This window comes from Sinorhizobium sp. RAC02 (assembly GCF_001713395.1).
Classification (GTDB): Bacteria; Pseudomonadota; Alphaproteobacteria; order Rhizobiales; family Rhizobiaceae; genus Shinella.
On record NZ_CP016450.1, the window covers coordinates 3,892,859 to 3,918,397 of the forward strand.

22 protein-coding genes are annotated in these 25,539 nt (G+C 64.5%); 9 read left to right on the forward strand and 13 right to left on the reverse strand.

Annotated elements, in window-relative coordinates; all coding sequences use genetic code 11:
- Nucleotides 1-26: 26 nt before the first annotated feature.
- The 3 genes from BSY16_RS18635 to BSY16_RS18645 all read left to right on the forward strand — a co-directional run bounded on the left by BSY16_RS18635 (nt 27) and on the right by BSY16_RS18645 (nt 2,992).
- A complete protein-coding gene (locus BSY16_RS18635) occupies nt 27-1,193 on the forward strand; it encodes a dihydrodipicolinate synthase family protein (RefSeq protein ID WP_069061056.1) in 1,167 nt (388 codons plus the stop codon).
- Between the two features lie 89 nt (nt 1,194-1,282).
- Nucleotides 1,283-1,972, forward strand: coding sequence for a uracil-DNA glycosylase (gene ung / locus BSY16_RS18640; protein WP_502695986.1), 690 nt, complete (start codon nt 1,283-1,285; stop codon nt 1,970-1,972).
- Between the two features lie 33 nt (nt 1,973-2,005).
- Nucleotides 2,006-2,992, forward strand: a complete 987-nt coding sequence (locus BSY16_RS18645) for a squalene cyclase (RefSeq protein ID WP_069061058.1) — start codon at nt 2,006-2,008, stop codon at nt 2,990-2,992.
- Between the two features lie 2 nt (nt 2,993-2,994).
- On the opposite strand, the gene BSY16_RS18650 is transcribed toward BSY16_RS18645, so the two are convergent.
- The 6 genes from BSY16_RS18650 to BSY16_RS18675 are packed head-to-tail and all read right to left on the reverse strand — an operon-like array spanning nt 2,995 to nt 8,804.
- Nucleotides 2,995-3,945, reverse strand: a complete 951-nt coding sequence (locus tag BSY16_RS18650; protein ID WP_069061059.1) for a nucleoside hydrolase — start codon at nt 3,943-3,945, stop codon at nt 2,995-2,997.
- 39 nt (nt 3,946-3,984) lie between these two features.
- A complete protein-coding gene (locus BSY16_RS18655; RefSeq protein WP_286157154.1) occupies nt 3,985-5,343 on the reverse strand; it encodes an NAD(P)/FAD-dependent oxidoreductase in 1,359 nt (452 codons plus the stop codon).
- Entirely contained in the window at nt 5,340-6,182 is an 843-nt protein-coding gene (locus tag BSY16_RS18660) for a metal ABC transporter permease (protein ID WP_069061060.1), read from the reverse strand. Before BSY16_RS18660 ends, BSY16_RS18655 begins: the two co-directional genes overlap by 4 nt.
- Nucleotides 6,179-7,051 (reverse strand): metal ABC transporter permease, encoded by an 873-nt coding sequence (locus tag BSY16_RS18665; RefSeq protein WP_069061061.1) that lies wholly within the window; start codon nt 7,049-7,051, stop codon nt 6,179-6,181. Before BSY16_RS18665 ends, BSY16_RS18660 begins: the two co-directional genes overlap by 4 nt.
- Entirely contained in the window at nt 7,048-7,917 is an 870-nt protein-coding gene (locus tag BSY16_RS18670) for a manganese/iron ABC transporter ATP-binding protein (protein ID WP_069061062.1), read from the reverse strand. Before BSY16_RS18670 ends, BSY16_RS18665 begins: the two co-directional genes overlap by 4 nt.
- Nucleotides 7,914-8,804: a metal ABC transporter substrate-binding protein gene (locus tag BSY16_RS18675; RefSeq protein ID WP_069061063.1), complete on the reverse strand. Its 891-nt coding sequence runs from the start codon at nt 8,802-8,804 to the stop codon at nt 7,914-7,916. The genes BSY16_RS18670 and BSY16_RS18675 overlap by 4 nt, the downstream gene beginning before the upstream one ends.
- A 213-nt stretch (nt 8,805-9,017) precedes the next feature.
- Here BSY16_RS18675 and BSY16_RS18680 point away from each other — a divergent pair, with 213 nt between their 5' ends.
- The gene (locus BSY16_RS18680) at nt 9,018-9,722 is read left to right on the forward strand and encodes a hypothetical protein (protein WP_069061623.1); all 705 of its coding nucleotides are present in this window, start codon (nt 9,018-9,020) and stop codon (nt 9,720-9,722) included.
- A 184-nt stretch (nt 9,723-9,906) separates the two neighbouring features.
- On the opposite strand, the gene lysS is transcribed toward BSY16_RS18680, so the two are convergent.
- The 6 genes from lysS to BSY16_RS18710 form a co-directional block, all read right to left on the reverse strand.
- Nucleotides 9,907-11,403, reverse strand: coding sequence for a lysine--tRNA ligase (gene lysS / locus BSY16_RS18685; RefSeq protein ID WP_069061064.1), 1,497 nt, complete (start codon nt 11,401-11,403; stop codon nt 9,907-9,909).
- Between the two features lie 12 nt (nt 11,404-11,415).
- Entirely contained in the window at nt 11,416-12,885 is a 1,470-nt protein-coding gene (gene gltX, locus BSY16_RS18690) for a glutamate--tRNA ligase (RefSeq protein WP_069061065.1), read from the reverse strand.
- A 162-nt stretch (nt 12,886-13,047) separates the two neighbouring features.
- Nucleotides 13,048-14,820: an SLC13 family permease gene (locus BSY16_RS18695; RefSeq protein WP_069061624.1), complete on the reverse strand. Its 1,773-nt coding sequence runs from the start codon at nt 14,818-14,820 to the stop codon at nt 13,048-13,050.
- A 299-nt stretch (nt 14,821-15,119) separates the two neighbouring features.
- Complete coding sequence (locus BSY16_RS18700) at nt 15,120-15,872, reverse strand: TerC family protein (protein ID WP_069061066.1); 753 nt, start codon at nt 15,870-15,872, stop codon at nt 15,120-15,122.
- Between the two features lie 98 nt (nt 15,873-15,970).
- Entirely contained in the window at nt 15,971-16,825 is an 855-nt protein-coding gene (locus BSY16_RS18705) for an AraC family transcriptional regulator (RefSeq protein WP_069061067.1), read from the reverse strand.
- Nucleotides 16,826-16,956: 131 nt separating this feature from the next.
- Complete coding sequence (locus BSY16_RS18710; protein ID WP_069061068.1) at nt 16,957-17,616, reverse strand: TetR/AcrR family transcriptional regulator; 660 nt, start codon at nt 17,614-17,616, stop codon at nt 16,957-16,959.
- A gap of 144 nt (nt 17,617-17,760) precedes the next feature.
- On the opposite strand from BSY16_RS18710, the gene BSY16_RS18715 reads away from it, so the two are divergent.
- Nucleotides 17,761-18,963, forward strand: a complete 1,203-nt coding sequence (locus BSY16_RS18715; protein WP_069061069.1) for an HlyD family secretion protein — start codon at nt 17,761-17,763, stop codon at nt 18,961-18,963.
- A gap of 27 nt (nt 18,964-18,990) precedes the next feature.
- Nucleotides 18,991-20,580: a DHA2 family efflux MFS transporter permease subunit gene (locus BSY16_RS18720; protein WP_069061070.1), complete on the forward strand. Its 1,590-nt coding sequence runs from the start codon at nt 18,991-18,993 to the stop codon at nt 20,578-20,580.
- Between the two features lie 6 nt (nt 20,581-20,586).
- On the opposite strand, the gene BSY16_RS18725 is transcribed toward BSY16_RS18720, so the two are convergent.
- Nucleotides 20,587-21,471 carry a PhzF family phenazine biosynthesis protein gene (locus BSY16_RS18725; RefSeq protein WP_069061071.1) on the reverse strand — a complete coding sequence of 295 codons (885 nt, stop codon included), beginning with the start codon at nt 21,469-21,471 and terminating at the stop codon, nt 20,587-20,589.
- 331 nt (nt 21,472-21,802) lie between these two features.
- Between BSY16_RS18725 and BSY16_RS18730 the strand changes: the two genes are divergently transcribed.
- From BSY16_RS18730 to xylB, 3 genes are all read left to right on the forward strand, one after another.
- On the forward strand, nt 21,803-22,921 hold the full coding sequence (locus BSY16_RS18730) for a metallophosphoesterase (protein ID WP_069061072.1): 1,119 nt from the start codon (nt 21,803-21,805) through the stop codon (nt 22,919-22,921).
- Between the two features lie 83 nt (nt 22,922-23,004).
- Nucleotides 23,005-24,069, forward strand: a complete 1,065-nt coding sequence (locus BSY16_RS18735) for a LacI family DNA-binding transcriptional regulator (RefSeq protein WP_069061073.1) — start codon at nt 23,005-23,007, stop codon at nt 24,067-24,069.
- A gap of 10 nt (nt 24,070-24,079) precedes the next feature.
- Complete coding sequence (gene xylB / locus BSY16_RS18740; protein ID WP_069061074.1) at nt 24,080-25,534, forward strand: xylulokinase; 1,455 nt, start codon at nt 24,080-24,082, stop codon at nt 25,532-25,534.
- The last annotated feature ends 5 nt before the right edge of the window (nt 25,535-25,539 follow it).

Below are 25,539 nucleotides of genomic sequence, written 5' to 3' on the forward strand. Positions count from 1 at the left end.
CCCTGAGAAACCCTTGGGAGGATTTCATGCCGATCAACCTTTCCCTGCCGCGTGCCGATGGTGGCGTCGAAGCCTACGCTCTCGTGGGAACGCCCACGGCGCGTCCCGCCGGCGTGCCCGTCTTCAGCCGTATCGCCTATGCCGCGGCCCATGTGGTATCGGACCCGCGTCGCGATACGCGCCCCTGGGAGGCGCCGGCCGTCGATTGGGACGCCACCATGGCCTTCCGCCATCATCTCTGGTCGCTCGGCTTCCGCATCGCCGAGGCGATGGATACGGCACAGCGCGGCATGGGGCTCGATTGGGCCGGCGCGCAGGAGTTGATCCGCCGGTCGCTGGCGGACGCTAGAACGGTGCCGGATGCTGACCTCGCCTGCGGCGCCGGCACGGATCACCTGAACCCGGCCGATGCCCGCTCGCTGGACGATGTGATCGCGGCCTATGAGGAACAGGTCGGCTTTGTCGAAAAGCATGGCGGCCGCGCGATCATGATGGCCAGCCGCGCGCTTGCCCGTCTCGCCAAATCGCCGGACGATTACCGCAAGGTCTATGGCCGCATCCTCGGCCAGGCGAAGGACAAGGTCGTGCTGCACTGGCTCGGCGACATGTTCGATCCGCAGCTGAAGGGTTATTGGGGCTCGGACAGTTTCGAGCCGGCGCTCGATGCGGTGCTGTCGATCATCGACGAAAATCGCAACAAGGTCGAAGGCATCAAGATTTCGCTTCTCGAAAACGCCAAGGAAGTGGCGCTGCGCGATCGCCTGCCGGAAGGCGTGCTGTGTTTTACCGGTGACGATTTCAACTATGCCGAACTGATCGAGGGCGATGGGCGCAAATACAGCCATGCGCTGCTCGGCATCTTCGATGCGGTGGCGCCCCAGGCCTCTAAGGCGCTGGCTTCGCTGGCCACCGGCGACGTTGCGACGTTCCGCTCGGTCATCGAGCCGACCGTGCCGCTGTCGCGCAAGATCTTCGAAGCGCCGACGCAGTATTACAAGGCGGGCGTCGTCTTCCTTGCTTGGCTGAACGGCCATCAGGACCACTTCACCATGCCGGCCGGCATGCAGTCCGCGCGCGGCGTGCTGCATTATGCCGATGTCTTCCGCCTCGCCGACCAGGCAAATGTGCTCGACAAGCCGGATCTGGCCGCAGAGCGCATGAAAAGCCTGATGACCGTGCTCGGGGTGCGTTGAGATAGCTGTGGATGACCGGCCCTTTGGCCGGTCGTTCCGTCTATCCGGCGCTAAACTCCGCCTCCTCGAAAGCGTGACGGGAGCGGATGATGACGGATGTGAAGATCGGCGAAAGCTGGAAGGCGCCGCTCGCGGCGGAATTCTCCAGTCCCTACATGGCCGACCTGAAGACCTTTCTGCTGGAGCAGAAGCAGGACGGGCGGCGCATCTTCCCCAAGGGGCCTGAATATTTTCGTGCGCTGGACCTGACGCCGCTCGATGAGGTGCGGGTCGTCATTCTCGGTCAGGATCCCTACCACGGCGAAGGACAGGCGCACGGACTGTGCTTTTCCGTGCAACCCGGCGTGCGCATTCCGCCGTCGCTCGTCAATATCTACAAGGAATTGCAGGAAGACCTCGGCATTGCGCGGGCGAATCATGGCTTCCTAGAACATTGGGCCAAGCAGGGCGTGCTGCTGCTCAACAGCGTCCTGACGGTGGAAATGGGCCGCGCCGCCTCGCATCAGGGCAAGGGCTGGGAACGCTTTACCGATGCGGTGATCCGCGCCGTCAACGAGCAGGAAAAACCCGTCGTCTTCATCCTCTGGGGCTCGTACGCGCAGAAGAAGGCCGCCTTCGTTGACAGCAAGCGCCATCTTGTGCTGCGCTCGGTTCATCCCTCGCCACTTTCCGCACATAACGGGTTTTTCGGCACGAAACCGTTTTCTAGGGCGAATGCCTTCCTGGAAAAAAACGGCCGCAAGCCGATCGACTGGCAATTGCCGGCAACGCCGGAATAGAAATCGACAGGCGGGGCTGGTAGGCTCTGCCGCATGGCTCCCACCGGTTCCGTCATCGACTGGCTGCTCGCTTCGGATCCCGCGATCCGCTGGCAGGTGATGCGCGACCTCCTCGATGCGCCGGAAGCGGAATGGCAGGCCGAGCGCGCCAGGGTGGAAACCGAAGGCTGGGGCGCGCGGCTCCTCTCCCATCAGGATCAGGATGGCCAATGGGCCGGTGGCGCCTTCATGCCGGCCGGCTACACGCAGGAGAACTGGCGCGACCTCGGCCAGGCTTGGACCGCCACCTGCATTTCCCTGCAGCAGCTTTACGACTTCGGCCTCGATCCTTCATCGGCACGGGCGCGGCGTACGGTTGATCTCATTGCGAAGAATTCGCGCTGGGACCATGACGGCCAGCCTTTCTGGGATGGCGAAGTCGAAGAATGCATCAATGCCCGCACGGTGATGGTGGGCGTCTATTTCGGTGTCGAGGTTTCGCCGATCGTCGAGCGGTTGCTGGGCGAACGGCAGTCGGATGGCGGCTGGAACTGCGAGCGCTGCAACGGCTCGCACCGCTCGTCCTTCCACACGACGATCAATGTGCTGGAAGGACTGCTCGAATACGAAAAAGCCAAGGGCGCCACGGCGAAAACGCACGCGGCGCGGGCAGCGGGTGAAGCCTATCTGCTGGAACGCGGTCTTTTCCGCCGTCTCGGCACCGGCGCGCCGGTGGACGAACGCTATCTGAAATTCCTCAACCCGAACCGCTGGCGCTACGATGTTCTGCGCGGTCTCGACTATTTCCGCGCGGCGTCGCTGGCGACAGGCGCTGTACCCGATCCTCGCCTGCGCGAGGCGATCGACCATCTACGCTCCCGGCAGTCGGACGATGGCACCTGGCCGCTCGACTGGACCTTGAAGGGGCCGGTCTGGTTCGAGATGGAGGTGCCGGGACAGCCCTCGCGCTGGATCACGCTTCGGGCCTTGCGCGTGCTGCGCTGGTGGGATGCGGCCGGTGACGGGCACCGGCCGTCCTGAGCTTAGCGGACCAGCGTCTCGTCGAGCAGCGCCATCACCTTTTCCGCATCGATGCCGATGCAGGCATGCTGGCTCGGCAGGTCGTCCCAGTTGCCGGGCGGGAAGCCGCGGCCGTCCGGCTTCTGGATCGTCTGGCCATCGGCAATGCCGCCGGCGACGACGCGGATCGCGCCACTGCGCGTCTCGAAGAGTTCGGGGGCGACGAGATAGACGCAGGCGCAGCTGTCGTGCACCACCATGCCCTCGTCCTTCACATGCTGGCCGTAGAAATCGATGTAGAACTGCGAGATGTCGGAGAGCAATTTCAGGTGCTTGCCGTTCTGCGCCGTGAGGTCGGCCAGCCGCTTGCGCAGCATCACGGTCTTCATCGTCACGTCGAGACCGACGACGACCACCTTCCACGCCGCCCCCATCACGACGTCGGCCGCCTCCGGGTCGCCGTGGATATTGGCTTCGGCGGCGGGCGTGATGTTGCCGGGCACGTCGAAGGCGCCACCCATGATGATGACCTGCTTGACGAGACCGGCGATCTCCGGGTCTTCCTTCAGCGCATAGGCGAGGTTCGACATGCGGCCGACGGCGATCAGCGTCACCTCGCCGGGATTGGCGCGGACCGTCTCGATGATGAAGCGGTGCGCCGGGCGCGGATCGAGCGGCAGGTCGATCGTGTCAGGGACGTCGATATTGCCGAGCCCGTCATGGCCGTGGATCATCACCGGCCAGTCGATCGGGTTGCGCATCGGATTGTAGGTCTTGCCGTCACCCTTCGCCACCGGCGCCCCGATGCCCCATTCGCGCTTCAAAAACAGCGCGTTGCGCGTCGTCGTCTCGATCGAGGCATTGCCGAAGACGGTGGTGATGCCGATCAGGTCGATCTCGGGGTGATTGTGCAGGAACAGCAGCGCCATCGCGTCGTCGACGCCGGGATCCGTATCGAAAATAACCTTGTGCATGGTCGTTTCTTTCTTTTTGTTGTCCTGGAGATCGCGCGTTTACTGGAAGCGGGCGATGGAGAAGGGGGCGAGCGCTGTCTCTCCTTCGCCGGCCAGCAACCGCGCGACATGGCGCCCGGTCGTTGCCGAAAGCGTGAGGCCAAGATGGCCATGGCCGAAGGCGAAGGCGATGCGCGGATCGCCGGGATGCAGGCTGATGACGGGCAGGGTATCCGGCGTCGAGGGGCGTCGCCCCATCCACTCCGTGCCGCCCTCTTCCGGAAGGTCAGGCACGTAGCGCCGCATCTTCTTGCGCATCACGGCGGCACGCTTGTAGTTGGCGGGCGCGTCCGGCGAGGCGAGTTCCACGGCGCCACCAACGCGCAGCGCATTCTCGAAGGGGGTCGCGACAAAGCCGTGCTCGGAGAAGAACACCGGCATTTCCAGCGTGGTCGAGGGGTTCATGAAGGTCGTGTTGTAGCCGCGCTCGGTTTCGAGCAGCACCGTCAGGCCGAGATCGGCGACGAAACGGCGCGACCACACGCCCGAGGTGATCGCCAGCCGATCGAAGGTGAATTCGCCGCCGCCTTCCGTCCTAACGACGATGCCGTTCTCGGCGCGCGCCACCGACGAGACGGTGGCATCGAGCAGCGTCGCGCGCTCGCGCAGCACCGCCTGCAGCCGGCGCAGGAAGGTCAGCGGATATTCGAAGGTCTTGTAGCCGTCGCTGAAGGTGGCGCCGGCAAAGGCGCCCTGCAGCGCCGGCACACGGCGGCGGGTTTCCTCGGCGTCCAGTTTTTCGACATTGCAGCCGATCAGCCTGGCATTCTCTGTCTCGTGCGCGAAAGCCTTGTCGCGGGCCGCAACAGTGTCGAAAACGGTCATGGCGCCGGTATCGCGCATATGGCCGGATATGCCGGCGAAATTTCCGAGGCGCACATGATCGGCCTCGGCCGTCTTCATGAGGTAGAGCATGGCTGCGCGGCTTGCGGTGACGTTTGCCGAGCGCGCGGAGAGCAGGAACTTAAAAAGCCAGGGTGTGAGCGCCGGCAGGTCCTGCCAGCGAACGGTCAGCGGTCCGAGTGGATCAAGCAGCCATTTCGGCACGGAGAGCAGCATGTCCGGCCGGGCGAGCGGATCGATTTCCGGTACGGCCAGAATGCCCGCATTGCCGACGGATGCGGGCAGGCCACCGGCGTCCCGCTCGAGGATGGTGACGCTGTGGCCCTGCTCCAACAGATTGAGCGCTGTGGCACAGCCCATGAGGCCACCGCCGACGATACCGATATGCGCCATGCCGTCCCGCTGCTTGTTCTCGTCTTCATTGGGCCTGCCGCGAAGCACGCGGCCGACCGGTCGCGGCGGACGATAGACGGAAACCGCACCTCTGTCGACACGGCCGCAGCCGTGCCGGGTCACGCCTCCTGTGCCGGCCTGCGGCTTTGCAGCACGTTGCGGAAGAAGGCCAGGATGAAGAGGATGGTCATCAAAAGCACGATGGTCGGGGCCGGCGCACTGTCGATCAGGAAGCTCAGCCAGATGCCGAAGAACGTCGCTCCGACGGCAACCGCGACGGCGACCATCAGCATGCTCGGGAAGCGCCGGGTGACGAGGGCGGCAATGGCACCCGGCGCCACCAGCATGGCGATCGCGATGATGATGCCGACCGCCTTCAGCGCGCCGACCACCACCAGCGACAGCACCGCAAGCAGGCCGTAATGCAGCAGCTTGACCGGCAGGCCGATGGCGGATGCGTGCTGCCTGTCGAAGGCATGCACCAGCAGGTCCTTGCGGAAAAGCAGGATGAAGCCGGTCGAGGCAAGCGCGATGACAGCCGTTTCGACGAGATCCGAGACGGCGATGCCGAGCATGTCGCCGAACAGGATGTGGTCGAGATGGATGTCCGGCTGGATCTTGACGTAGAGCACCAGCCCGATCGCGAACATACCGGAGAAGACGATGCCGAGGATGGTGTCTTCCTTCACCCGGCTGTTGTCCTTGAGGTAGCCGGCGGCAAGCGCGCAGAACAGGCCGGCGACGAAGGCGCCGACCGCAAAGGGCAGGCCGACGACATAGGCGATGACGACGCCCGGCAGCACGGCATGGGAGACCGCATCGCCCATCAGCGACCAGCCCTTCAGCACCAGATAACAGGACAGCAGCGCCATCGGCACGGCGATCATCAGCGTCACCAGGAAGGCGTTCTGCATGAAGGCGAGTTGAAAGGGCATGATGGCGAGTTCGAGCGTCTCGTTCATGGCTTGGCGCCTTCCACGGGTTCGAGCGCCAGTTGGCCCTTGCGGCGTGCGGCAAGCAGGCCGTGTTTCGGGGCGAAGACGAAGGCCAGCAGGAAGATCGCCGTTTGCAGCACGACGATGATGCCGCCGGTCGCACCGTCGAGGAAGTAGGAAATATAGGCGCCGACGAAGCTCGTGCCGGCGCCAAGCGATGCGGCGATGATGATCAGCCGCTGGAAGCGGTCGGTCAAAAGATAGGCGGTGGCCCCCGGCGTCACCACCATGGCGATGACCAGGAAGGCGCCGACCGTCTGCATGGCGGCGACCGTCGAGGCGCTGAGCAGCGTGAAGAACAGGATTTTCAGGCCCGTCGGGTTGAGGCCGATCGAGCGGGCATGGCTCTCGTCGAAGAAGGTGACCATCAGGTCCTTCCACTTGAACAGCAGGATGATGAGCGTGACCGCGCCGATGATGGCGAGCTGGATCGTATCCTCGGGGCTGACGGCAAGGATGTTGCCGAGCACGATGGTCTGGATGTTCACCGGCGTCGGCGACAGCGACACCATGAACAGGCCAAGGCCGAAGAAGGAGGAGAAGATCATGCCGATGATCGCGTCTTCCTTCAGTTTGGTCTGGCGGTTGAGGAAGAGCATGGCGGCGGCGGCAAGCCCGCCGGAGAGGAAGGCGCCGGCCGCAAAGGGCAGGCCGAGCATATAGGCGCCGGCGACGCCCGGCACGATCGAGTGCGAGAGCGCATCGCCGATCAGCGACCAGCCCTTCAGCATGAGATAGGCGGAGAGGAAGCCGCAGATGCAGCCGACCAGCGCGCTGACCCACATGGCGTTGACCATGTAGCCGTAACCGAAGGGCTCGAGGAGCGTGTCGATCACGGCGTCTTCTCCTTCTCGGGCTCGCCATAGATGACGAAGGGGCGTTCGTCGTCGGTGATGACCGTGATCGAGCGCTTGTCCTCGTCGTCGTGCAGGTCGTGGCCGCCGAGAATGAAGTGACGCAGCACGCCGCCGAAGGCGCGCTCCAGATTGGCCTCGGTAAAGGTTTCCGCCGTCGGCCCGGAGGCGATGACCGTGCCTTTCACGAAGACGGTGCGGTCGCAGAAATCCGGCACGCTGCCGAGATTGTGCGTCGAGACCAGCATGACGCGGCCTTCGTCGCGCAGCTTGCCAAGCAGTTCGACGATCTGCTCTTCCGTGTTGACGTCGACGCCGGTGAAGGGTTCGTCGAGCAGGATCACCTGGCCTTCCTGCGCCAGCGCCCGGGCAAGAAAGACGCGCTTGCGCTGCCCGCCGGAAAGCTCGCCGATCTGGCGCTTGCGGAAGGCCGCCATGTTGACGCGCGACAGCGCCTCGTCGACCAATTCGTGGTCGCGCTTGCTCGGAATACGCAGCCAGTTCATGTGGCCGTAGCGGCCCATCATCACCACGTCCTCGACGAGCACGGGAAACGTCCAGTCGACCTCTTCGGCCTGCGGCACATAGGCGACGAGGTTCTGCTTCAGCGCCTCCTTCACGGAAAGGCCGAGGATCGTCACCTTGCCGGCGGCGACCGGCACGAAGCCCATGATCGCCTTGAACAGGGTGGATTTACCGGCCCCGTTGACGCCGACGAGCGCCGTGATCGTGCCCTTCGGCACGGAGAAGCTGGCATGCCGCAGCGCCGTCATGCCGTTGCGATAGGTGACGGTCACGTCTTCCGCGACGATGCCGTCCACCTTTTTCGGCTTGCCGCCCATCATCATTGCGACAGGCCCTTCACGATGGTCTCGGAGGTCACGCGCAACAGGTCGAGATAGGTCGGCACCGGGCCGTCCGCCTCGCTCAGCGAGTCGACATAGAGGATACCGCCATAGGTAGCGCCCGTTTCGGCAGCGACCTGCTTGGCCGGGTCGGCAGAGACGGTGCTTTCGGAGAAGACGACGTGGATATTGTGCTCGCGAACGGCGTCGATCACCGCCTTCACCTGCTTGGGCGTGCCCTGCTGGTCGGCATTGATCGGCCAGAGGAAGAGTTCCTTGAGGCCGAAATCGCGGGTGAGGTAGCTGAAGGCGCCTTCGCTGGTCACGAGCCAGCGTTTTTCCGCCGGCAATGCGCCGATCTTTGCCTTCATCTCCTCGCCGAGCGCGGTGATCTTCGCGCTATAGGCCTTGGCGTTGGCGTCATAGGTGGCGGCATTGGCGGGATCGAGCGCGACGAGCGCCTTGCGGATATTCTCGACATAGATCAGCGCATTGTTGGGCGACATCCAGGCATGCGGGTTCGGCTTGCCCTGGTAGGGACCGTCCACGATGCTCATCGGCTCGATGCCCTCGCTGACCGTGACGTTCGGCACGTCGCCGAGATTGGCGAGAAACTTCTGGAACCAGAGTTCCAGGTTGAGGCCGTTCCACAGCACCAGATTGCCGCCCTGGGCCTTCAGGATGTCGCGCGGCGTCGGCTGGTAGTTGTGGATTTCGGCACCCGGCTTGGTGATCGATTCCACGACTGCCGCATCGCCCGCGACGTTCGAGGCGATGTCGGCGATGATGGTGAAGGTCGTGACGACCTTCGGCTTTTCCTGTGCGATTGCGGGGGCGGCGGAAACCAGCGTCAGGCTGACAAGAAGGGCATTGAACGAACGGCGGAGCATCGGCTCTCCTGAGCTGCTTTTGCGAATGAGTTGCATTAAACTATAGGGCGCTTTCGGCGCCTGTCAAACGCAATTGCAAATCATTCGCAAAAATGTCCCGAAATCGGACGCCGGCGTTTAAAACTTCCGAAACGCCCGCCGTGTAATGTGCGCAAAGTTCGCGTGGTCTCGGCGCGTTCCATGTTCCTGCGTTCAAAGAGAAGTCTGTCGCCCGTGAAGTTCCTTCCGACCTCGTTCCGCTTGTCCCGGAAGCTTCTCATCATCGTCGCCGGTGTCGTCGTGCTGACCGGCGCGTCCGGTGCCGCGGCGATTTTCGTCGGGCGCGAGGCGTTGCTCGGGCCGCCCTCGGAACAGGTGTCGGGCGTCGCCTGCACCACGGTCACCACCGTTCGCCTCGACCGCAACGGCCAGCACTGGCTGCGCAAATATGTGCGTTCGGATGCCAAGGACGGTGAAGTGCGCATCAAGACGGCGCTGCGCGTCGCCGGTGCCGTCTCCAACCATGAGGCGGCCGATCTCTACCAGGTCATCCTGCTCGATGCGGCAGGCCCGATAAACCGCGCCGACATGCGCGGCCGCGCCATCGGCGCCGAAGTGCTCTTCGCCCGCGATCCTTCCGCCATCCCCGGCATGAACGCGCCCTTCGTCGCGCGCTATACCGATGGCACGCCGGCCGAAAACGGCGAGTTTTACGGCGAGCGTAAGGAATTGTCGCTCGACGAGATCAAGACCATCGTCACGGGCATGGAAGAGCGGGCGGATTGTGTCGATCCGAATGCCGTGGCGGAGGAGGGCGGTGGACACGGCGAAGCGAAAGCTGAAGGTGGCCATGAAGCGCCGGCCGAAGGCGAGGGCGGTGGCGACCATGCCGCCGCTGCCGAAGAAGGCACGCAAGAGGTCGCCAAGAGCGAACACTAAGCGCTGGTGGGGGAGACTTGCCCCTCATCCCGCTGCCGCGACCTTCTCCCCGCAGGCGGGGAGAAGGGATATGCCGAACCGGCCACCCGATGTCAGGAAACCATAGCGCCTTGTCCCCTTCGCCCCGCTTGCGGGGAGAAGGAGCCGGCAGGCGGATGAGGGGTCGTGCCGGCTGTAAAGGCTGTCAGTCAGCCTTTGCCCGGCGGGCCGGGAAGAGGATGACGTCGCGGATCGACGGGGCGTTGGTGAGCAACATGATCAGGCGGTCGACACCGATGCCGAGGCCACCGGCGGGCGGCATGCCCTGGTCGATGGCGTCCAAAAACTCGTCGTCGAGCTGCTTGGACTTCTCGCCGCGGGCATGGGCCTGTTCGAGTTGCTCGACCATGCGGGCGCGTTGCTCTTCCGGATCGTTCAATTCGGAAAACGCATTGCCGAGTTCCCAGGTGTTGCAATAGGTCTCGAAACGCTCGACGAGGCGCGGTTCTCCCGGCACTTCCTTGGCGAAGGGCGAGATGTCCTTCGGGAAGTGGGTGACGTGGCTCGGCTGGATCAGTGTCGGCTCGACCTTTTCCTCGAAGAGGAAGGCAAGGCATTCGCCCCAGGTCCAGTCCTTCTCGACTTCGAAGCCGGCGGCCTTGGCGGCAGCGCGGGCTTCCTCGTCCGTCTTGAGGGCGAGGAAGTCGATGCCGGTTACGTCCTTGACGGCATCAGGCATCGGCACACGCTTGAACGGACCCTTGAAGGAGATTTCCTTGTCGCCATAGGCAAATTCCGTCGAGCCGTGGATCTTGACCGCGAGCTCGGCGAACAGGCGCTCCACGAGGTCCATGATGTCCTCGTAGTCGGCATAGGCCCAGTAGCACTCCATCATGGTGAATTCGGGGTTGTGCCGCGTCGACACGCCCTCATTGCGGAAGTTGCGGTTGATCTCGAACACCTTGTCGGTGAGGCCGGAGACCAGCGTGCGCTTCAGATAGAGCTCCGGCGCGATGCGCAGGAACATATCGAGCTTCAGCGTGTTGTGGTGCGTCTTGAAGGGCTCGGCCGTCGCGCCGCCATAGACGGAGTGCAGCATCGGCGTCTCGACTTCCATGAAACCGTCGTTTTCCATGAAGCGGCGGATGCCCGAGACGATCTTCGAGCGCTGCTGGAAACGCAGCTTCGATTCCTCGTTGGTCATGATGTCGAGGTGGCGCTTGCGGTAGCGGATTTCGATATCCGCCACGCCATGCCACTTTTCCGGCATCGGCAGCAGGGTCTTCGTCAGCATGACGATCTCCTGCGCGTTGATCGTCAGCTCGCCACGCTTCGTGCGGCGCACGACACCGGTGACGCCGATGATGTCGCCGAGGTCGATCATCGGCAGCAGTGCGCGCGCCTCTTCCGGCGTCGTGTCCTTGTGCGAAAAGATCTGGATTTTTCCCGAGGCGTCATGGATGTCCATGAACATGCCGGAGTTGCGCGAGGAATAGACGCGGCCGGCAACGGTCACGACGTCGCCGCTCTCGGTGTCGAGTTCCAGCGTCTCGTATTTCTCAGCGAGCTCCGCATTGGTCATCGTGCGGTGGAAATGCGCCGGATAGACGTCGCCAATCGTCTTGCGCAGCTGGTTGAGCTTCTGGCGGCGGACTTCCGTCGGATCGGAGGAAAGGCCGGTTTCTGTCTTCGTGTCGGTCATTTTTCTTGTTCCTTACTTTCCGCCGCCCACCATCGAGGCCACCACCTGTGCCGCTACTTTCAGGCGCTGGCGCACCACCGAGCGGCCGAGGATGGCCATGCTGTCGAACAGCGGCAGCGAGCGCGACGAGCCGGAGACGGCGACGAAGAGCGGGGCCACGACGACCTTGAGCTTCTTGCCGAGCCGGTCGGCGCTGGCGCGCAGTTCCGCTTCGATGCTCTCGACGGTCCATTCCGGCATCTTTTCGAGGTCCGGCTGGACCTGGTTCAAGACGTCGAGAATTTCTTCCGGCGTGGACTTCACCTTGGCAAAGGCCTCCGGCGTCAGGCCGAGATCCGACTTCAGCAGGAAGCCGGTGAGGTCAGGCAGTTCGCCGAGCTTGGAGATGCGCGACTGCGAGAGTTTCAGGCCCTGGCGGATGCGGTCGTTTTCCATCGCCCAGGCCAGCACGCGGCCTGTGAATTCCTCTTCCGTCAGCTGCTCGCGCAGCCAGCGGCCGTTCAGCCAGTCGAGCTTCTGGATGTCGAAGATCGCGCCGGCCTTGGAGAGGTTGTCCGGATCGAACTTTTCGGCAAGCTGATCCATGGTGAGCAGCTCTTCACCCTCGGCGATCTGGATGAAGAACAGGCCCAGAAAGTTCATCAGCGCTTCCGGCAGGTAGCCGAGCGCCGAATAGTAGGAGATCGACGTCGGGTTCTTGCGCTTGGACAGCTTCGACTTGTCGTGATTGCGCATCAGCGACAGGTGCATGAAGACCGGCGGCTCGAGGCCGAGATAGTGGTAGATGAGGATGTGCTTCGGCACGGAGGCGAGCCATTCCTCGCCGCGCGCCACATGGGTGATCTTCATCAGGTGGTCATCGACCACGTTCGCCATGTGATAGGTCGGCATGCCGTCGGCCTTGAGCAGCACCTGCATGTCGACGGCATCCCACGGGATTTCGACCGGGCCGTAGACGCCGTCGACGAACTTGCACGAGCCCTCGGTCGGGATCTTCATGCGCACGACATGCGGCTCGCCGGCGTCGACGCGGCGGGTTACTTCTTCCGCGGAAATGTGCAGGCAGAGACCGTCATATTTCGGCGGCTTGCCGGCGGCGCGCTGGGCTTCCCGCATTTCGGTCAGCCGCTCGGGCGTACAGAAGCACTTGAAGCCGTGGCCGTTGGCGACGATCTTGTCGACATAGGGACGGTACATGTCCTTGCGGTCGGACTGGCGATAGGGACCGTAGGGACCGCCGATGTCTGGGCCTTCCGACCATTCCAGGCCACACCATTTCAGCGCGTCCAGCACCTTCTGCTCGAATTCCGGCGTCGAGCGCGTGGCGTCCGTATCCTCGATGCGCAGGATGAAGGTGCCGTTGTGCTTTTTCGCGAAGAGATAGTTGAACAGCGCGATATAGGCGGTGCCGACATGCGGTTCGCCGGTCGGGGAGGGTGCGATGCGTACGCGAACGCCGGACGCGGTTCCGGAAGTGCTCATGGTTTGGCCCGTCTTGACATGGTTTTGCGCCCCCGGCCGGAGGACCCGGCGTCGAAGGCGTCACTTTGCGAGGAAGAGCCCGGTTTTCGCGGGGAAAAGGCTCTCCGTTGGGCTGGTTGAGACCATATTCAGCCCGGCACGTCAAGAAAAAGTCGGTCGGCGCTACTGCACCGGCCAGACGTAAAGCAGTGCCGGCACGCTGACGAGAACGATCAGCAGGGAGAGCGGCAGGCCGACGCGCGGATAATCGGCGAATTTGTAGCCGCCCGGCCCCATGACCAGCGTGTTGCACTGGTGGCCGACGGGGGTGAGGAAGTCGCAGCCGGCGCCGATCGCCACCGCCATCAGGAAGGCCTCGGGCCTGTAGCCGAGCGCGCTTGCGAAACTCGCGGCGATCGGCGCCATGACGAGCACGGTCGCGGCGTTGTTGAGGAAGGGCGTCACGGCCATCGCGGTCAGCAGGATGAGGCCAAGCGCGCCGAAGGGCGGCAGGTGCACGGCGACGTCACCGAGCCAGCCGGCGATCAATTCGCTGGCGCCGGTCGTACGCAGGCTGTCGGAAACGGGAATGAGGGCGGCGAGCATGACGAGGATCGGCCCGTCGAGTGCGGTATAGGCCTCGCGCAGCGGCACGGCCTTGAACAGCACCATGGCCACGGCGGCGGCGAAGAAGCCGGTTGCGACCGGCACGAAGCCGAGCGCGGTGGAGGCCATGGCGGCGATCAGGATCAGCACGGGAATGATCGCCCGCCTGGGCGCGCCGAGCAGGATTTCGCGCTGGGCCAGCGGCAGCAGGCCGAGTTCCGGCAGCAACGCCGGCAGCGTGCGGTTGTTGCCCTGGATCACGATCATGTCGCCCGGGCGAAGGCGGACTTCGGAAAGCTTTTCGCGAAGGCGCTGGCCCTGCCGGCTGACGGCGAGCAGGTTGATGCCGTGAGAGTGGAACAGCGCGATGCTGCGCGCCGAAATGTCGATGAGGCGGGAATCGTTGCCGACGACGGCCTCGATGGCGCTGATTTCGCCGGCCTCGCCACGTCCGGCGCGGATCGGCTTGCCGGAGAGGGTGAGGCCGGTGGCGGAGACGACCTTGTCGAGCGCGCTTGCCGTGCCTTCCATCAGGATCGTGTCGTTCACCAATAGCCGCACATCGGGCAGGGGCGTGATGTGGACATGGCCGCGGATGATGGCTGTCGCAATCACCTCGCCATCGCCGTTCCTCAGGATTTCGTTGAGTGATTTTCCGACCGACGGCGAACCTTCCTCCACCGTCGCGTCCGAGGAGTAGGCTGAGGCCTCCAGCGATTCCTCGATGCTGGCATTGCTGTTGGCACGCTCGGGCACGATGCGGTTGAAGAACAGCATGAAGAGGATGCCGCACACCGTCAGGGCCGCGCCGACGGGCGTGAAGTCGAACATGGTGAAGCTCTCGCCCGTGATCTCTTCGCGCAGCCGCGAGACGACGATGTTCGGCGAGGTGCCGATCTGGGTCATCAGGCCGCCGAGCAAGGCCGCGAAGGCCATCGGCATCAGGAATTTCGAGGGCGGGGTGCCGGATTTCTTGGCGAACTGGAAGGCGAGCGGCATCATGATGGCGAGCGCGCCGATATTCTTGATGAAGGCCGAGAGCACGGCGACGGAGACGAGCAGCAGCGCAAGCTGGCTCTGCTTCGAGGTGAGGTTCGGAAAGAACCGCTTGACCGCCAGGTTGACGATGCCCGAGCGCGCGACGGCGGCACTCACCATCAGCGCGCTGCCGACAATGATCACGATGTCGTCGCTGAAACCGGAAAAAGCCTTGTCGAAGGGCACGATGCCGAGCGCAAGCGCCAGGAGCAGCGAACCGCAGGCGACGAGGTCGTAGCGAAACCGTCCCCAGATGAACGCCGCCATCATCAGGCCGATGACGACGAAGGCGAAGGTCTGCTCAAGTGTCATGCGTATGGCCCGTGCGGCAGGAAGATGCTTGGCATGAATTCCGTCGGGGCCTTTCCGGTTCCATTGCAAGCAACGGGCACCGGCCATGAACTTTCGCGGAACAATCTGTCCGCCGAAAGGTTTGCCAAGGGAAGGCGGGCCGTGTCAACCGGACGCGACGGGGATGGAGAACACGGGGGTTTTTCCGGTTTCTTCCCGTGGCCAACGAAACGGCAGGCGAGCTCCCCACCCGTCCGGTTCGTCTTCAGCAGTTCCCCAAATTGAAACCGGCGGGATGAAGGTCCCGCCGGTTCTTTTTGTCAGTGGTGCGCCGCACCCTTCTTCTTCTCCCGTGCTCGCCGGGAGATCATGTTCAACACCTCGACGAGGGCCGAGAAGGCCATGGCTGCGTAGACGTAGCCCTTGGGCACGTGGAAGCCCATGCCTTCGGCAATCAGCGTCGTGCCGATCATCATCAGGAAGGCGAGCGCCAGCATGACGATCGTCGGGTTCCTCTCGATGAAGTTGGCGAGCGGGTTGGCAGCCAGCAGCATGACGGCGACGGCGACGACGACGGCGACCACCATGATCGGCAGGTGCGGCGTCATGCCGACGGCCGTGATGATGCTGTCGACGGAGAAGACGAGGTCGAGCAGCAGGATCTGGCCGATTGCTGCCGAAAACGACGATGCGACCGCGCCGCCGACCATGTCTTCCTTGTGGTCGACGGGGTCGACATTGTGGTGGATTTCCTTCGTCGCCTTCCAGACGAGGAAGAGGCCGCCGGCGATCAGGATCATGTCCTTCCACGAGAAGCCGTGGCCGAAGGCCTCGAAGACCGGGGTGGTAAGCTGGACGATCCAGGCGATGGTCCCGAGGAGCCCGAGGCGCATGACCAGCGCCAGCCCGATGCCGATGCGGCGGGCCTGCACCCGGTGTTCCGGCGGCAGCTTGTTCGTCAGGATCGAGATGAAGATAAGGTTGTCGATGCCGAGAACGACTTCCATCACGATCAGCGTGACGAGCGCAACCCAGGCGGCCGGGTCTTGCATGAGCGCAAGAATGCTATCCATCCGGTCTTCCTCTCCATGAATACGGTTTGAGAATGGACTTCCGTATTTATGCAGATTTCAACCGGTGGCAAGCAGGCCGGTGGCCGTTCCGACTCATTTCACGATTTCGTCATCGGATCCGTGAGCGGAAGCCAGATTTCCACACGTCCGAGCCCGGTTTCCGGGTCGAAATCCTCGCCGTAGAATTCCAGCACGTCCGGGAAGGACCCGATCTTGCGGCCCGAAGTCGGCAACCAGGTGCGGAAGGCGGCATCCACCGTCGCCGGAATGCCGTTGACATGGCCGTGGTGGTGGAAGACCGCCCATGTCTGCGCCGGCACGGCGATGGTTTCGAATTCCGCCGGCAGGTCGTCGTGCCCCTTGGCGACGCGGGCGCCGGCGACATAGCGGAAGCCGGGCTTGCCCGGCAGCATCGTGCAGACGCCGAAGGCGGTCTTGTCGGTCTGGCCGGGGATATGGCCGAAATAGTCGTTGAACCTCTGCCAGAGTGCCGGAATGCCGGCCGCCTTGCCGGGCTCGAAATCGGCGCCGAGGCCGGCAATGACGAAGGCATCGAGCGTTTCGATGCGCGGGGCGGGCAGGTCGGGCTTTTCGATGGTGGTCATGCGAATGGGCTCCTGAAGCGTGAGGCCGGAAAGATCGCGCCGTGCCCGCACGGTTTCCGGCGTGATGCCGAATTCCTCGCGGAAGGCGCGGGTGAATGCCTCATGGGAGCCGTAGCCGGCATCGAGCGCGACGGTCAGGATGTTTTGCGCACCGCCGGCCAGCTGCCGGGCCGCTTCGGAAAGACGGCGGGCGCGCAGATACCGATTGAGGTTCTGGCCGGTCATCGCGCTGAAGCGCCGCGACAGGTGATGGCGCGACATGCCGGCCATCGCGGCGATTTCGGAAAGCGCGATGGCCTTGCCGAAATGGCTTTCGATGTACCAGATGGCCTTGGCAACGGGATGCATGGCTCGGTCGCTCCTCATGGACAGCCATTCTATGGCGTCCTTCGCGGCCCGTCACTTGATCGTGGTTGCGCGTTTAGAGCAACTCCAGCAAAAGTGCGCAGCGGTTTTGCGTCCGGAATTGCGTAAAAGCTTTAGCTGTTTGAACCGTAGGCGGCGAGGAAGACGCGGATTGCCGAAGCGACATTCTTCTCGATCACGGCGCGCGGCGGCACCTCTTCCATCGACCCGAAGATGCGCGGCTTGAAGAGCCCGACCGTGGTGAGTTCGATGAACTGCTTGGCGGCATGCGCGGTGTCGTCGCAGATGACGCGGCCGGCGGCGACCTGCCGGTCGAGATAGTCCTGCAGCACTGAGACCGGGTTGATCGCCGAGGCGGAGAAGAAGCGACTACAGAGCGTCGGCAGGCGATGGTTGGCGGCGATCACCATGCGCATGGCGCGGATCGTCTGGTCGGCCGTCATATGGGTGGCGAAGAGCATGCCGAAATCGTTGAGCGCCCGGTCGAGCGGCTGGTCGCTGTCGAGCGCATGGCGCACCGTTTCGGTCAGCTTGCGGCGCTCGCGCTCGATCATGTCGCCGAACAGGTCTTCCTTGTTTTCAAAGTAGACGTAGATCGTGCCCTTCGAGACGCCCGCCGCACGGGTGATGTCGTTCATGCTGGCGGCCTCGAAGCCCTGCTCCATGAAGACGCGCTTCGCCCCGTCGAGGATCTGCTCGCGCTTGGCGGGGTCCTCGCCGGCCACGCGGCGACCCGTCTGTGGGACGGCCAGCTTTTCTTCGGTCGTCTGCATCTCAGTTCCCGTGTTCGAAACCTGGTGTCAACTATTTCGAACCGATCAGTTCGATTTCACTTGATATGCGGCATAAAGTGGCCTATGTCAAATCGAACCGAACGGTTCAGTTCGGAATTTTATCCCAGAGATGGTGGCAAGCCCATGTCGACTACCCATGGCGCCGGCGCGGCGAAGGTTCGTCCGGTCAACGATGATTTCGAGGCCAAGACCGCTGAGACCCAGCCGGTAACGACGGCGGAGGCGGCGCCTGTCGCTGCCGTGGCGCAGCCCGAAAAGAAGAAGGGCAGTCGCCGTTTCGTGATGCCGGTCGTCGGCCTCGCGCTGCTTGCCGTCGCGGGCTGGTACGGCCATCAGTGGTGGACGAACGGCCGCTTCATGATCTCGACGGACGACGCCTATATCGAGGGCGACATCGCCTCCATCTCTCCCAAGGTCTCCGGCTACATCGCGGCCGTGAACGTCGTCGCCAACCAGGTGGTGAAGGCCGGCGATCCGCTCGTCACCCTGGACAACGGCGACTACCTGCTTGCCAAGGAACAGGCCGAAGCCCAGATCGTCACGCAGAAGCTGGCGCTCGGCCGCATCGATGCGCAGATCGAGGGTGCCAAGGCGAGCCTCGCCCAGACAGAGGCCCAGAAGGTCGCCTACCAGGCCTCCCTCAGCGGTGCGGAAGTCGCCGAAAAGCGCGCCAAGGAGCTGAATGCCAAGGCCGTCGGCACCACCGCCTCGCTCGACAGCGCGACCGTGGCGCTCGACCAGGCCAAGGCCAATCTCGTCGGCGCGGATGCCAACATCGTCGCCGCCAGGGCGAACATCGCGGTCCTGCAGGCGCAACGCGCCGAGTCCGAAAGCGGTGTGCGCACGCTGGAGCTTGCCCGCGACAAGGCGGAGCGCGACCTCGGCTTCACCGTGCTGAAGGCGCCCTATGATGGCGTCGTCGGCAACATTTCCATGCAGGTCGGCGATCTCGTTTCGGCCGGCCAGCGCCTTGCCGCGCTCGTCCCGGTCAAGGACCTCTATATCGAGGCGAATTTCAAGGAAACGCAGATCGCTCACCTCGTACCCGGCTCGAAGGTGCACCTGCATGTCGATGCCTACGAGGAAGACGATATCGTCGGCACCGTTCAGTCGATCGCGCCGGCCTCCGGCTCGGTCTTCTCGCTGCTGCCGGCGGAAAATGCCACGGGCAACTTCACCAAGATTACCCAGCGCGTGCCGGTCCGCATCGCCATCCCGCAGGAGGCGCTGGATACCGGCAAGCTCCGGGCGGGCCTGAGCGTGGTCGTCGATGTCGACAGCCGCACGGCGCCGACGGACACGGCACTGGCCGCGAAAGCCGAGTAGGGTTCCTCAGTCAAAGGAGCGCGGGCTATGGCCGCGACCGCTCAACCAACCGCCGTCGCCGTGGCGGCGCCCGCGCAATCCGACAAGATCCCCGTCCGTCGCGTCATCGCGTTCTTCGCGATGGTCTTCGGCATGTTCATGTCGATTCTCGACATCCAGATCGTCTCGGCCTCGCTTGCCGAAATCCAGGCGGGTCTGAGTGCCGGCACGGACGAGATCGGCTGGGTGCAGACCTCCTACCTGATCGCGGAGGTCATCATGATCCCGCTGTCGGGCACGCTCGCCCGCATCGTCTCGACCCGCGTGCTGTTTTCCGTCTCGGCGGCCGGCTTCACCGCCGCGAGCGCGCTCGCCGCAACGGCGACGAACATCGACCAGATGATCGTCTACCGCGCCATCCAGGGCTTTATCGGCGGCGGCATGATCCCCTCGGTCTTCGCGGCCGCCTTCACCATCTTCCCGCCGTCGAAGCGCTCCATCGTCTCGCCGATGATCGGCCTCGTCGCGACGCTTGCGCCGACGATCGGCCCGACGGTCGGCGGCTATCTGAGCCACGCTTTCTCCTGGCACTGGCTGTTCCTCGTCAACATCGTGCCCGGCATCATCGTGACGATCGTGACCTGGAACTTTATCGATTTCGACAAGCCGCAGCTCAGTCTGATGAAGAAGTTCGACTGGCTCGGCCTCGCCGCCATGGCGGTTTTCCTCGGTGCGCTGGAATATGTGCTGGAAGAGGGCAATGCCAACGACTGGTTCAACGACGAATATATCGTCATGGGTGCCGTCGCCTCGGCCGTCGGCGCGCTGATCTTCTTCTACCGGGTCTTCAACGTCGAGTTTCCGGTGGTGGATCTGCGCGCCTTCAGCAACCGGAATTTCGCCTTCGGCTCGCTGTTCTCCTTCGTCATGGGCATCGGCCTCTACGGCCTGACCTATCTCTATCCGCTCTATCTCGGGCGCATTCGCGGCTACGATTCGCTGATGATCGGCGAGACCATGTTCGTCAGCGGCCTCACCATGTTCTTCACGGCGCCGATTGCCGGCATCCTGTCGAGCCGCATGGATCCGCGGTTCATGATGATGATCGGTTTCGCGAGCTTCTCCTACGGCACGTGGATCATGAGCAGCCTGACGACGGACTGGGACTTCTACGAGCTGCTCCTGCCGCAGATTCTTCGCGGCTTCGGCCTGATGATCTGCATGGTGCCGATCAACAACGTGGCGCTCGGCACGCTCTCGCCGGACAAGGTCCGGGGTGCCTCCGGCGTCTTCAACCTGACGCGCAATCTCGGCGGCGCCGTGGGGCTCGCCGTCATCAACACCATCCTCACCCAGCGCCAGCACGAGCACTATGCCCGGCTCTCCGAGCACGTGCAGTGGGGCAACCCGGAAGCGATGGACCAGCTGCGCAACATGGCGGCGAACTACTCGCAGCACGGCCTCGACGGCACCGCCATCGCGATCCAGAAGATGTCCGGCCTCGTCCAGCAGCAGGCGACGATCCTGTCTTTCGCAGACGTCTTCGTGCTTCTGACGTGGCTGTTCGGAGCGCTCGTGCTGTGCGCCTTCGTCATCAAGAAACCCCAATCCGGCGTCGGGGGCGGCGGCGGGCACTGACGGGCGTCAGACGCTCAGCACGCCGCTCATGACCGGCACGCAGGCGCCGCCGATCCGCACGGTCCCATCGCCGTCGACTTCGACTGACAGCAGGCTCGGCCGTCCCATGTCGATGCCCTGCGCCACCTGGAAACGCCGCGGCGTGCTGTTTTCCAGCCCGGCCAGCAGGGCGCAGGCCGCCGCCGTGGCGCTGCCCGTTGCCGGGTCTTCCGGCAGGCCATCGAACGGCGCGAACATGCGAGCGGAAAAATCCACCGCACCGTCGCGGTCCGCCACCTCCCGGCAGTAGAGATAGATCGCATCGGCACCGTCCGCCGGCAGGATGGCGGAAAACGCCGCCATGTCGGCCTTGGCGCGCTGCAGGGCCTCTCGCGTGGCGATCTCGACGACGATGAACGGCAGGCCGACCGAGGCGATGCAAGGCTGGTGGACACCAACGGCGATATCCGCCTCGTCCAGCGAAAGGCACGCGGCGACGCTCGCCGGCGTAAAACTCTTCCCGACGGACAGGGCCTGCGGTGCCGTCAGCTGGATCTGGTCGACCGCTCCTGCGATCCGCAGGATCTTCGCCCGCACAAGGCCTGCGGCCTCCTCGAAGAGGAATTCCTCGACCGTTTCGTTGCCCTCCGCCGTCGCCAGCGTGTAGGCGGTTCCGACATTGGGGTGGCCGGCGAACGGCACTTCCACCGTGGGCGTGAAGATGCGCACATGCGCGGTATGCCGCGTGTCCTTCGGGCGCAGCACGAAGGTCGTTTCGGAATAGTTGAACTCGCGGGCGATCATCTGCATCTCCTCACCCGTCAGGTCATCGGCATCCAGCACGACAGCAAGCGGATTGCCGCCGAAGCGCAGGCGGGTGAAGACGTCGAGCGTGTGAAAAGGCAGCTTCATCATGCGGCTCCAAAGCGTCTGGTGGTAGCAAGTTCGCGGCGACGGCTCAAGGTGACGCAAGGCAATCGCCTATGGCATTTCGAGGATGCCTCCTGCCCCTTCTCCCCCGCGGGGAGAAGGTCGCGGCAGCGGGATGAGGGGGGCGGCGCGGACCACCGGCGGCGTGCAAGCCCCCTCATCCGACCCTTCGGGCCACCTTCTCCCCGCGGGGGAGAAGGGGAAAGCGGCAACGTTGCGCCATATGCGATTGCGCTGGGGTGGCGTCGAGACCGCTATACGTCCACACGATCCTGTTCCAGAATACGGTTCGCCTTTCACCCTGGAGAGCCGCATGCCCGTTCGTCCCACCCGCCGCCATGTTCTGACCGGCGCCGCCGGCCTCGGCCTTTCCCTCACGCTGCCGCGCCTGCCGCTTTTTGCGCAGACGCAGCGGCCGGCGACGGATGCGACCTTCCTCTTTTCCTGCGACGTGCACGCCTGCCTGGTCTCCGCCGATGGCCTCAGCCCGGGCTGTGCGGACGAGGGCAAGACGGATGCGGCGCTGCTCAGGCATGTCGCGGCGGTGAACGCCGTCGGCGGCCTTGCCTGGCCCGCCACGATCGACGGCAAGCCTTCCGGCCTGCAAGGCGCCGGCACCACGATTGCCACACCACTCGGCCTCGTGCTCGGCGGCGACATGACGGATGACGGTGGTGGACAGGTGAAGGTGCCGGGCGAGGGGCGCCAACTCCAGCAGTTTTCCAGTCGCTACCAGCAGGGCACCGGGCCGGATCGCGTGCACTATCCGGTCTATAACGGCCTCGGCAATCACGACCTCGACCAGGATGGCGCGCCGCCGCATGTCGACTGGTATCGCCGCGAACTGCGCGACTATGTCGAGCTGAACCATCGGTCCACCGTGTTCTACAAGGCGCCGGTGCCGGTGACGAACTATGACGTCGAGTCGGACAATTATTCCTGGGATTGGGGCGGCCTGCATCTCATCCAGCTGCAGCGCTTCGGCGGCGACGATACGAAGGGCGCCGTCAGCGGTCTCGCGTGGCTGCAACAGGATCTTGCCACCTACGCCGCCGACGGCCGTCCCGTCGTCCTGTTCCAGCACTATGGCTGGGATGCGTTCTCGACGGAGCATTGGGACCCGACGGCAAAGACCTTTGATCCGCATGGCGCCGGCCCGGCGCACTGGTGGACCGATGCGGAGCGCATCAGCCTCGCCGCCGCCCTCGAGGGCTACAATGTCATCGGCATCTTCCACGGCCACGAACACCCGACGCCCATGATCTACAACCGCGAGGGCTATGACATCTTCAAGCCGATCGCCGCCTTTCTGGGCGGCTTCGCACTGGTCCGCATCACTGATTCATTTCTCGACGTGACCCTCGCGAAGGCCGGCGAAAACTCGGCCGAAATCGTCTTCACGCACGCCTTCAGCAAGCCTCTCCGGAGTTGAAAAAACCCGTTCCGGGGTGCCCGTGAAAATTTTTGATTTACGTACATCAAAAATTCCTCTAAGGGTCTCGCCACGGAGGAGACATGAGACCCACAGTTCATGATATCGCTGACACGGCGGGCGTCAGCCTGGCCACGGTCGACCGCGTTCTGAACGACCGGCCGGGCGTGCGCGGCGTCACGAAGGCCAAGGTCGAGGCGGCAATTATCTCGCTCGGCTATGTGCGCGATGTCGCGGCGGCCAACCTTGCCAAGAGCCGCGTCTACCCGCTGGTGTTCATCCTGCCGGAGGGTGACAACCCCTTCATGCGCGGGCTGGAAGCGGAGGTTCGCCGCGCCGGCCGGCATTCGGCCGCCGAGCGCACGCGCCTTTCGGTGGCGACGGTTCCCGCCTTCGATGCCGGCGCGCTGGTCAAGGCCATCGACGTCGCCATCATGGAAAACGTCTCCGGCATCGCCGCCGTCGTGGTCGATGCGCCGGAGGTTTCCGCAGCGATCGCCCGGGCGCATGCCGCCGGCATTCCCTTCGTCACGCTCGTCTCGGACCTCGCCAATTCCGGCCGCGACCACTTCGTCGGCGTCGACAACATCGCCGCCGGCCGCACAGCCGGCAGCCTGATGGGCCGTTTCCTGGGGGAACGCCCCGGCACCGTGGCGGTTCTGGCAGGCTCGATGCGGGTGCGCGACCATCGTGAACGTCTCGACGGTTTTCGCGCGGCGATTGCTGCCATGCCCGTTGCCCGGACCGTGCTGCCCGTGCTGGAGGGACAGGACGATCCGGACCTGTCGTTCTCCCTCATTTCCGATTGCCTTGCCGCCAATCCGACCCTTGCCGGCATCTACAATCTCGGCGCCGGTAACCGCGGCCTCATCCAGGCCCTTTCCGCCAAGGGCAGGGTCGACCTCTGCGTGATCGCACATGAACTGACCGTCGAGACCCGCGCGGCGCTCGAAAGCGGCCTCGTCGATGCCGTGCTCAACCAGGATGCCGGCCATGAGGTGCGCAGCGCTATCCGCGTCCTGCGCGCCAAGGCCGATGGCCTGCCGGTCATTGCCGCGCAGGAGCGCATCCGCCTCGACATTTTCATCAAGGACAACCTCCCGGCCGGGCCGGACGAGGATGAACAGCCCGGCGCGGCCGGCAACTAGGGAGAGACGCATGTATCTCGGGATCGACCTCGGCACCTCGGGCGTCAAGGCCATGCTGATCGACGCGGACCAGGCGGTCATCGGCTCGGCCTCCAGCAAGGAGGTCGCGACCACGCGTCCGCATCCCGGCTGGTCCGAGCAGGACCCCGCGGAGTGGATCCGCGCGACGGAGGAAGCCATTGCCGGCCTGCGCGCCGCCCATCCCGCAGCCCTTGCCGCCGTGCGCGGCATCGGCCTGTCCGGCCATATGCATGGCGCCACCCTCATCGATGCCGACGACAAGGTCCTGCGTCCCTGCATCATGTGGAACGACACGCGCAGCCATCGCGAGGCCGCCAGCCTCGACGCCGATCCGCGCTTCCGCGCAATCACCGGCAACATCGTCTTCCCCGGTTTCACCGCGCCAAAACTCGCCTGGGTGAAGACCAACGAGCCGGAGGTTTTTGCAAAGGTCCGCTGGGTCCTGCTGCCGAAGGATTACCTGCGCCTCTGGCTCACCGGCGAACATCTGTCGGAAATGTCCGATTCGGCCGGCACGTCCTGGCTGGATACCGGCGCACGCAGATGGTCCACGGAGCTGCTTGCGGCAACCGGCCTGGAAGAACGCCAGATGCCCGGCCTCGTCGAAGGCACGGAGGCGGCCGGCACGCTGCGGCCGGACCTCTCCGCCCGTTGGGGGCTTGGCGACGGTGTGGTCGTCGCCGGCGGCGCCGGTGACAATGCGGCCTCGGCCTGCGGCATGGGCACGGTGCGTGAAGGCACGGCCTTCGTCTCGCTCGGCACCTCCGGCGTGCTCTTCGCCGCCAATGCCACCTACCTGCCGAACCCGGAAAGTGCGGTGCATGCCTTCTGCCATGCGCTGCCCAACACCTGGCACCAGATGGGCGTCATTCTTTCGGCCACCGATGCGCTGAACTGGCATTCGCGCGTCACCGGCGCGTCCGCGGCCGACCTGACGAAGGAACTCGGCGAAACGCTGAAGGAACCCTCGAGCGTCACCTTCCTGCCCTACCTTTCCGGCGAGCGCACGCCGCACAACGACGCCGCCATCCGCGGCGCCTTCCTGGGCCTTGGCCATGAGAGTGGCCGCGCAGTGCTGACACAGGCCGTGCTCGAAGGCGTGTCCTTTGCCATCCGCGACAGCCTCGAGGCTCTGAAATCCGCCGGCACGCGCCTGTCGCGCGTCACCGCCATCGGCGGCGGCTCGCGCTCGCGCTACTGGTTGAAGTCGATCGCCACCGCGCTGGACCTGCCCGTCGACCTGCCGGCCGACGGCGACTTCGGTGCCGCCTTCGGTGCCGCCCGCCTTGGCCTCATCGCCGCGACCGGCGCAAACCCGACCGATATCCTGACCGCGCCGGCCACGGCCGAGACGATCGAACCGGAGACGGCGCTGACCGCCGCCTACGAGGACGCCTATCAGCGCTACCGCCGCCTCTATCCGGCAATCCGCGCCGCCTACTGATCCAC

What these genes read in the sequence shown, in the direction of transcription:
- BSY16_RS18635 (WP_069061056.1), top strand. Translation starts at nt 27, where the DNA reads ATGCCGATCAACCTTTCCCTGCCGCGTGCCGATGGTGGCGTCGAAGCC.
- ung (WP_502695986.1), top strand. Translation starts at nt 1,283, where the DNA reads ATGACGGATGTGAAGATCGGCGAAAGCTGGAAGGCGCCGCTCGCGGCG.
- BSY16_RS18645 (WP_069061058.1), top strand. Translation starts at nt 2,006, where the DNA reads ATGGCTCCCACCGGTTCCGTCATCGACTGGCTGCTCGCTTCGGATCCC.
- BSY16_RS18650 (WP_069061059.1), bottom strand. Translation starts at nt 3,945, where the DNA reads ATGCACAAGGTTATTTTCGATACGGATCCCGGCGTCGACGACGCGATG.
- BSY16_RS18660 (WP_069061060.1), bottom strand. Translation starts at nt 6,182, where the DNA reads ATGAACGAGACGCTCGAACTCGCCATCATGCCCTTTCAACTCGCCTTC.
- BSY16_RS18670 (WP_069061062.1), bottom strand. Translation starts at nt 7,917, where the DNA reads ATGATGATGGGCGGCAAGCCGAAAAAGGTGGACGGCATCGTCGCGGAA.
- BSY16_RS18675 (WP_069061063.1), bottom strand. Translation starts at nt 8,804, where the DNA reads ATGCTCCGCCGTTCGTTCAATGCCCTTCTTGTCAGCCTGACGCTGGTT.
- lysS (WP_069061064.1), bottom strand. Translation starts at nt 11,403, where the DNA reads ATGACCGACACGAAGACAGAAACCGGCCTTTCCTCCGATCCGACGGAA.
- gltX (WP_069061065.1), bottom strand. Translation starts at nt 12,885, where the DNA reads ATGAGCACTTCCGGAACCGCGTCCGGCGTTCGCGTACGCATCGCACCC.
- BSY16_RS18695 (WP_069061624.1), bottom strand. Translation starts at nt 14,820, where the DNA reads ATGACACTTGAGCAGACCTTCGCCTTCGTCGTCATCGGCCTGATGATG.
- BSY16_RS18700 (WP_069061066.1), bottom strand. Translation starts at nt 15,872, where the DNA reads ATGGATAGCATTCTTGCGCTCATGCAAGACCCGGCCGCCTGGGTTGCG.
- BSY16_RS18705 (WP_069061067.1), bottom strand. Translation starts at nt 16,825, where the DNA reads ATGCATCCCGTTGCCAAGGCCATCTGGTACATCGAAAGCCATTTCGGC.
- BSY16_RS18710 (WP_069061068.1), bottom strand. Translation starts at nt 17,616, where the DNA reads ATGCAGACGACCGAAGAAAAGCTGGCCGTCCCACAGACGGGTCGCCGC.
- BSY16_RS18715 (WP_069061069.1), top strand. Translation starts at nt 17,761, where the DNA reads ATGTCGACTACCCATGGCGCCGGCGCGGCGAAGGTTCGTCCGGTCAAC.
- BSY16_RS18720 (WP_069061070.1), top strand. Translation starts at nt 18,991, where the DNA reads ATGGCCGCGACCGCTCAACCAACCGCCGTCGCCGTGGCGGCGCCCGCG.
- BSY16_RS18725 (WP_069061071.1), bottom strand. Translation starts at nt 21,471, where the DNA reads ATGAAGCTGCCTTTTCACACGCTCGACGTCTTCACCCGCCTGCGCTTC.
- BSY16_RS18730 (WP_069061072.1), top strand. Translation starts at nt 21,803, where the DNA reads ATGCCCGTTCGTCCCACCCGCCGCCATGTTCTGACCGGCGCCGCCGGC.
- BSY16_RS18735 (WP_069061073.1), top strand. Translation starts at nt 23,005, where the DNA reads ATGAGACCCACAGTTCATGATATCGCTGACACGGCGGGCGTCAGCCTG.
- xylB (WP_069061074.1), top strand. Translation starts at nt 24,080, where the DNA reads ATGTATCTCGGGATCGACCTCGGCACCTCGGGCGTCAAGGCCATGCTG.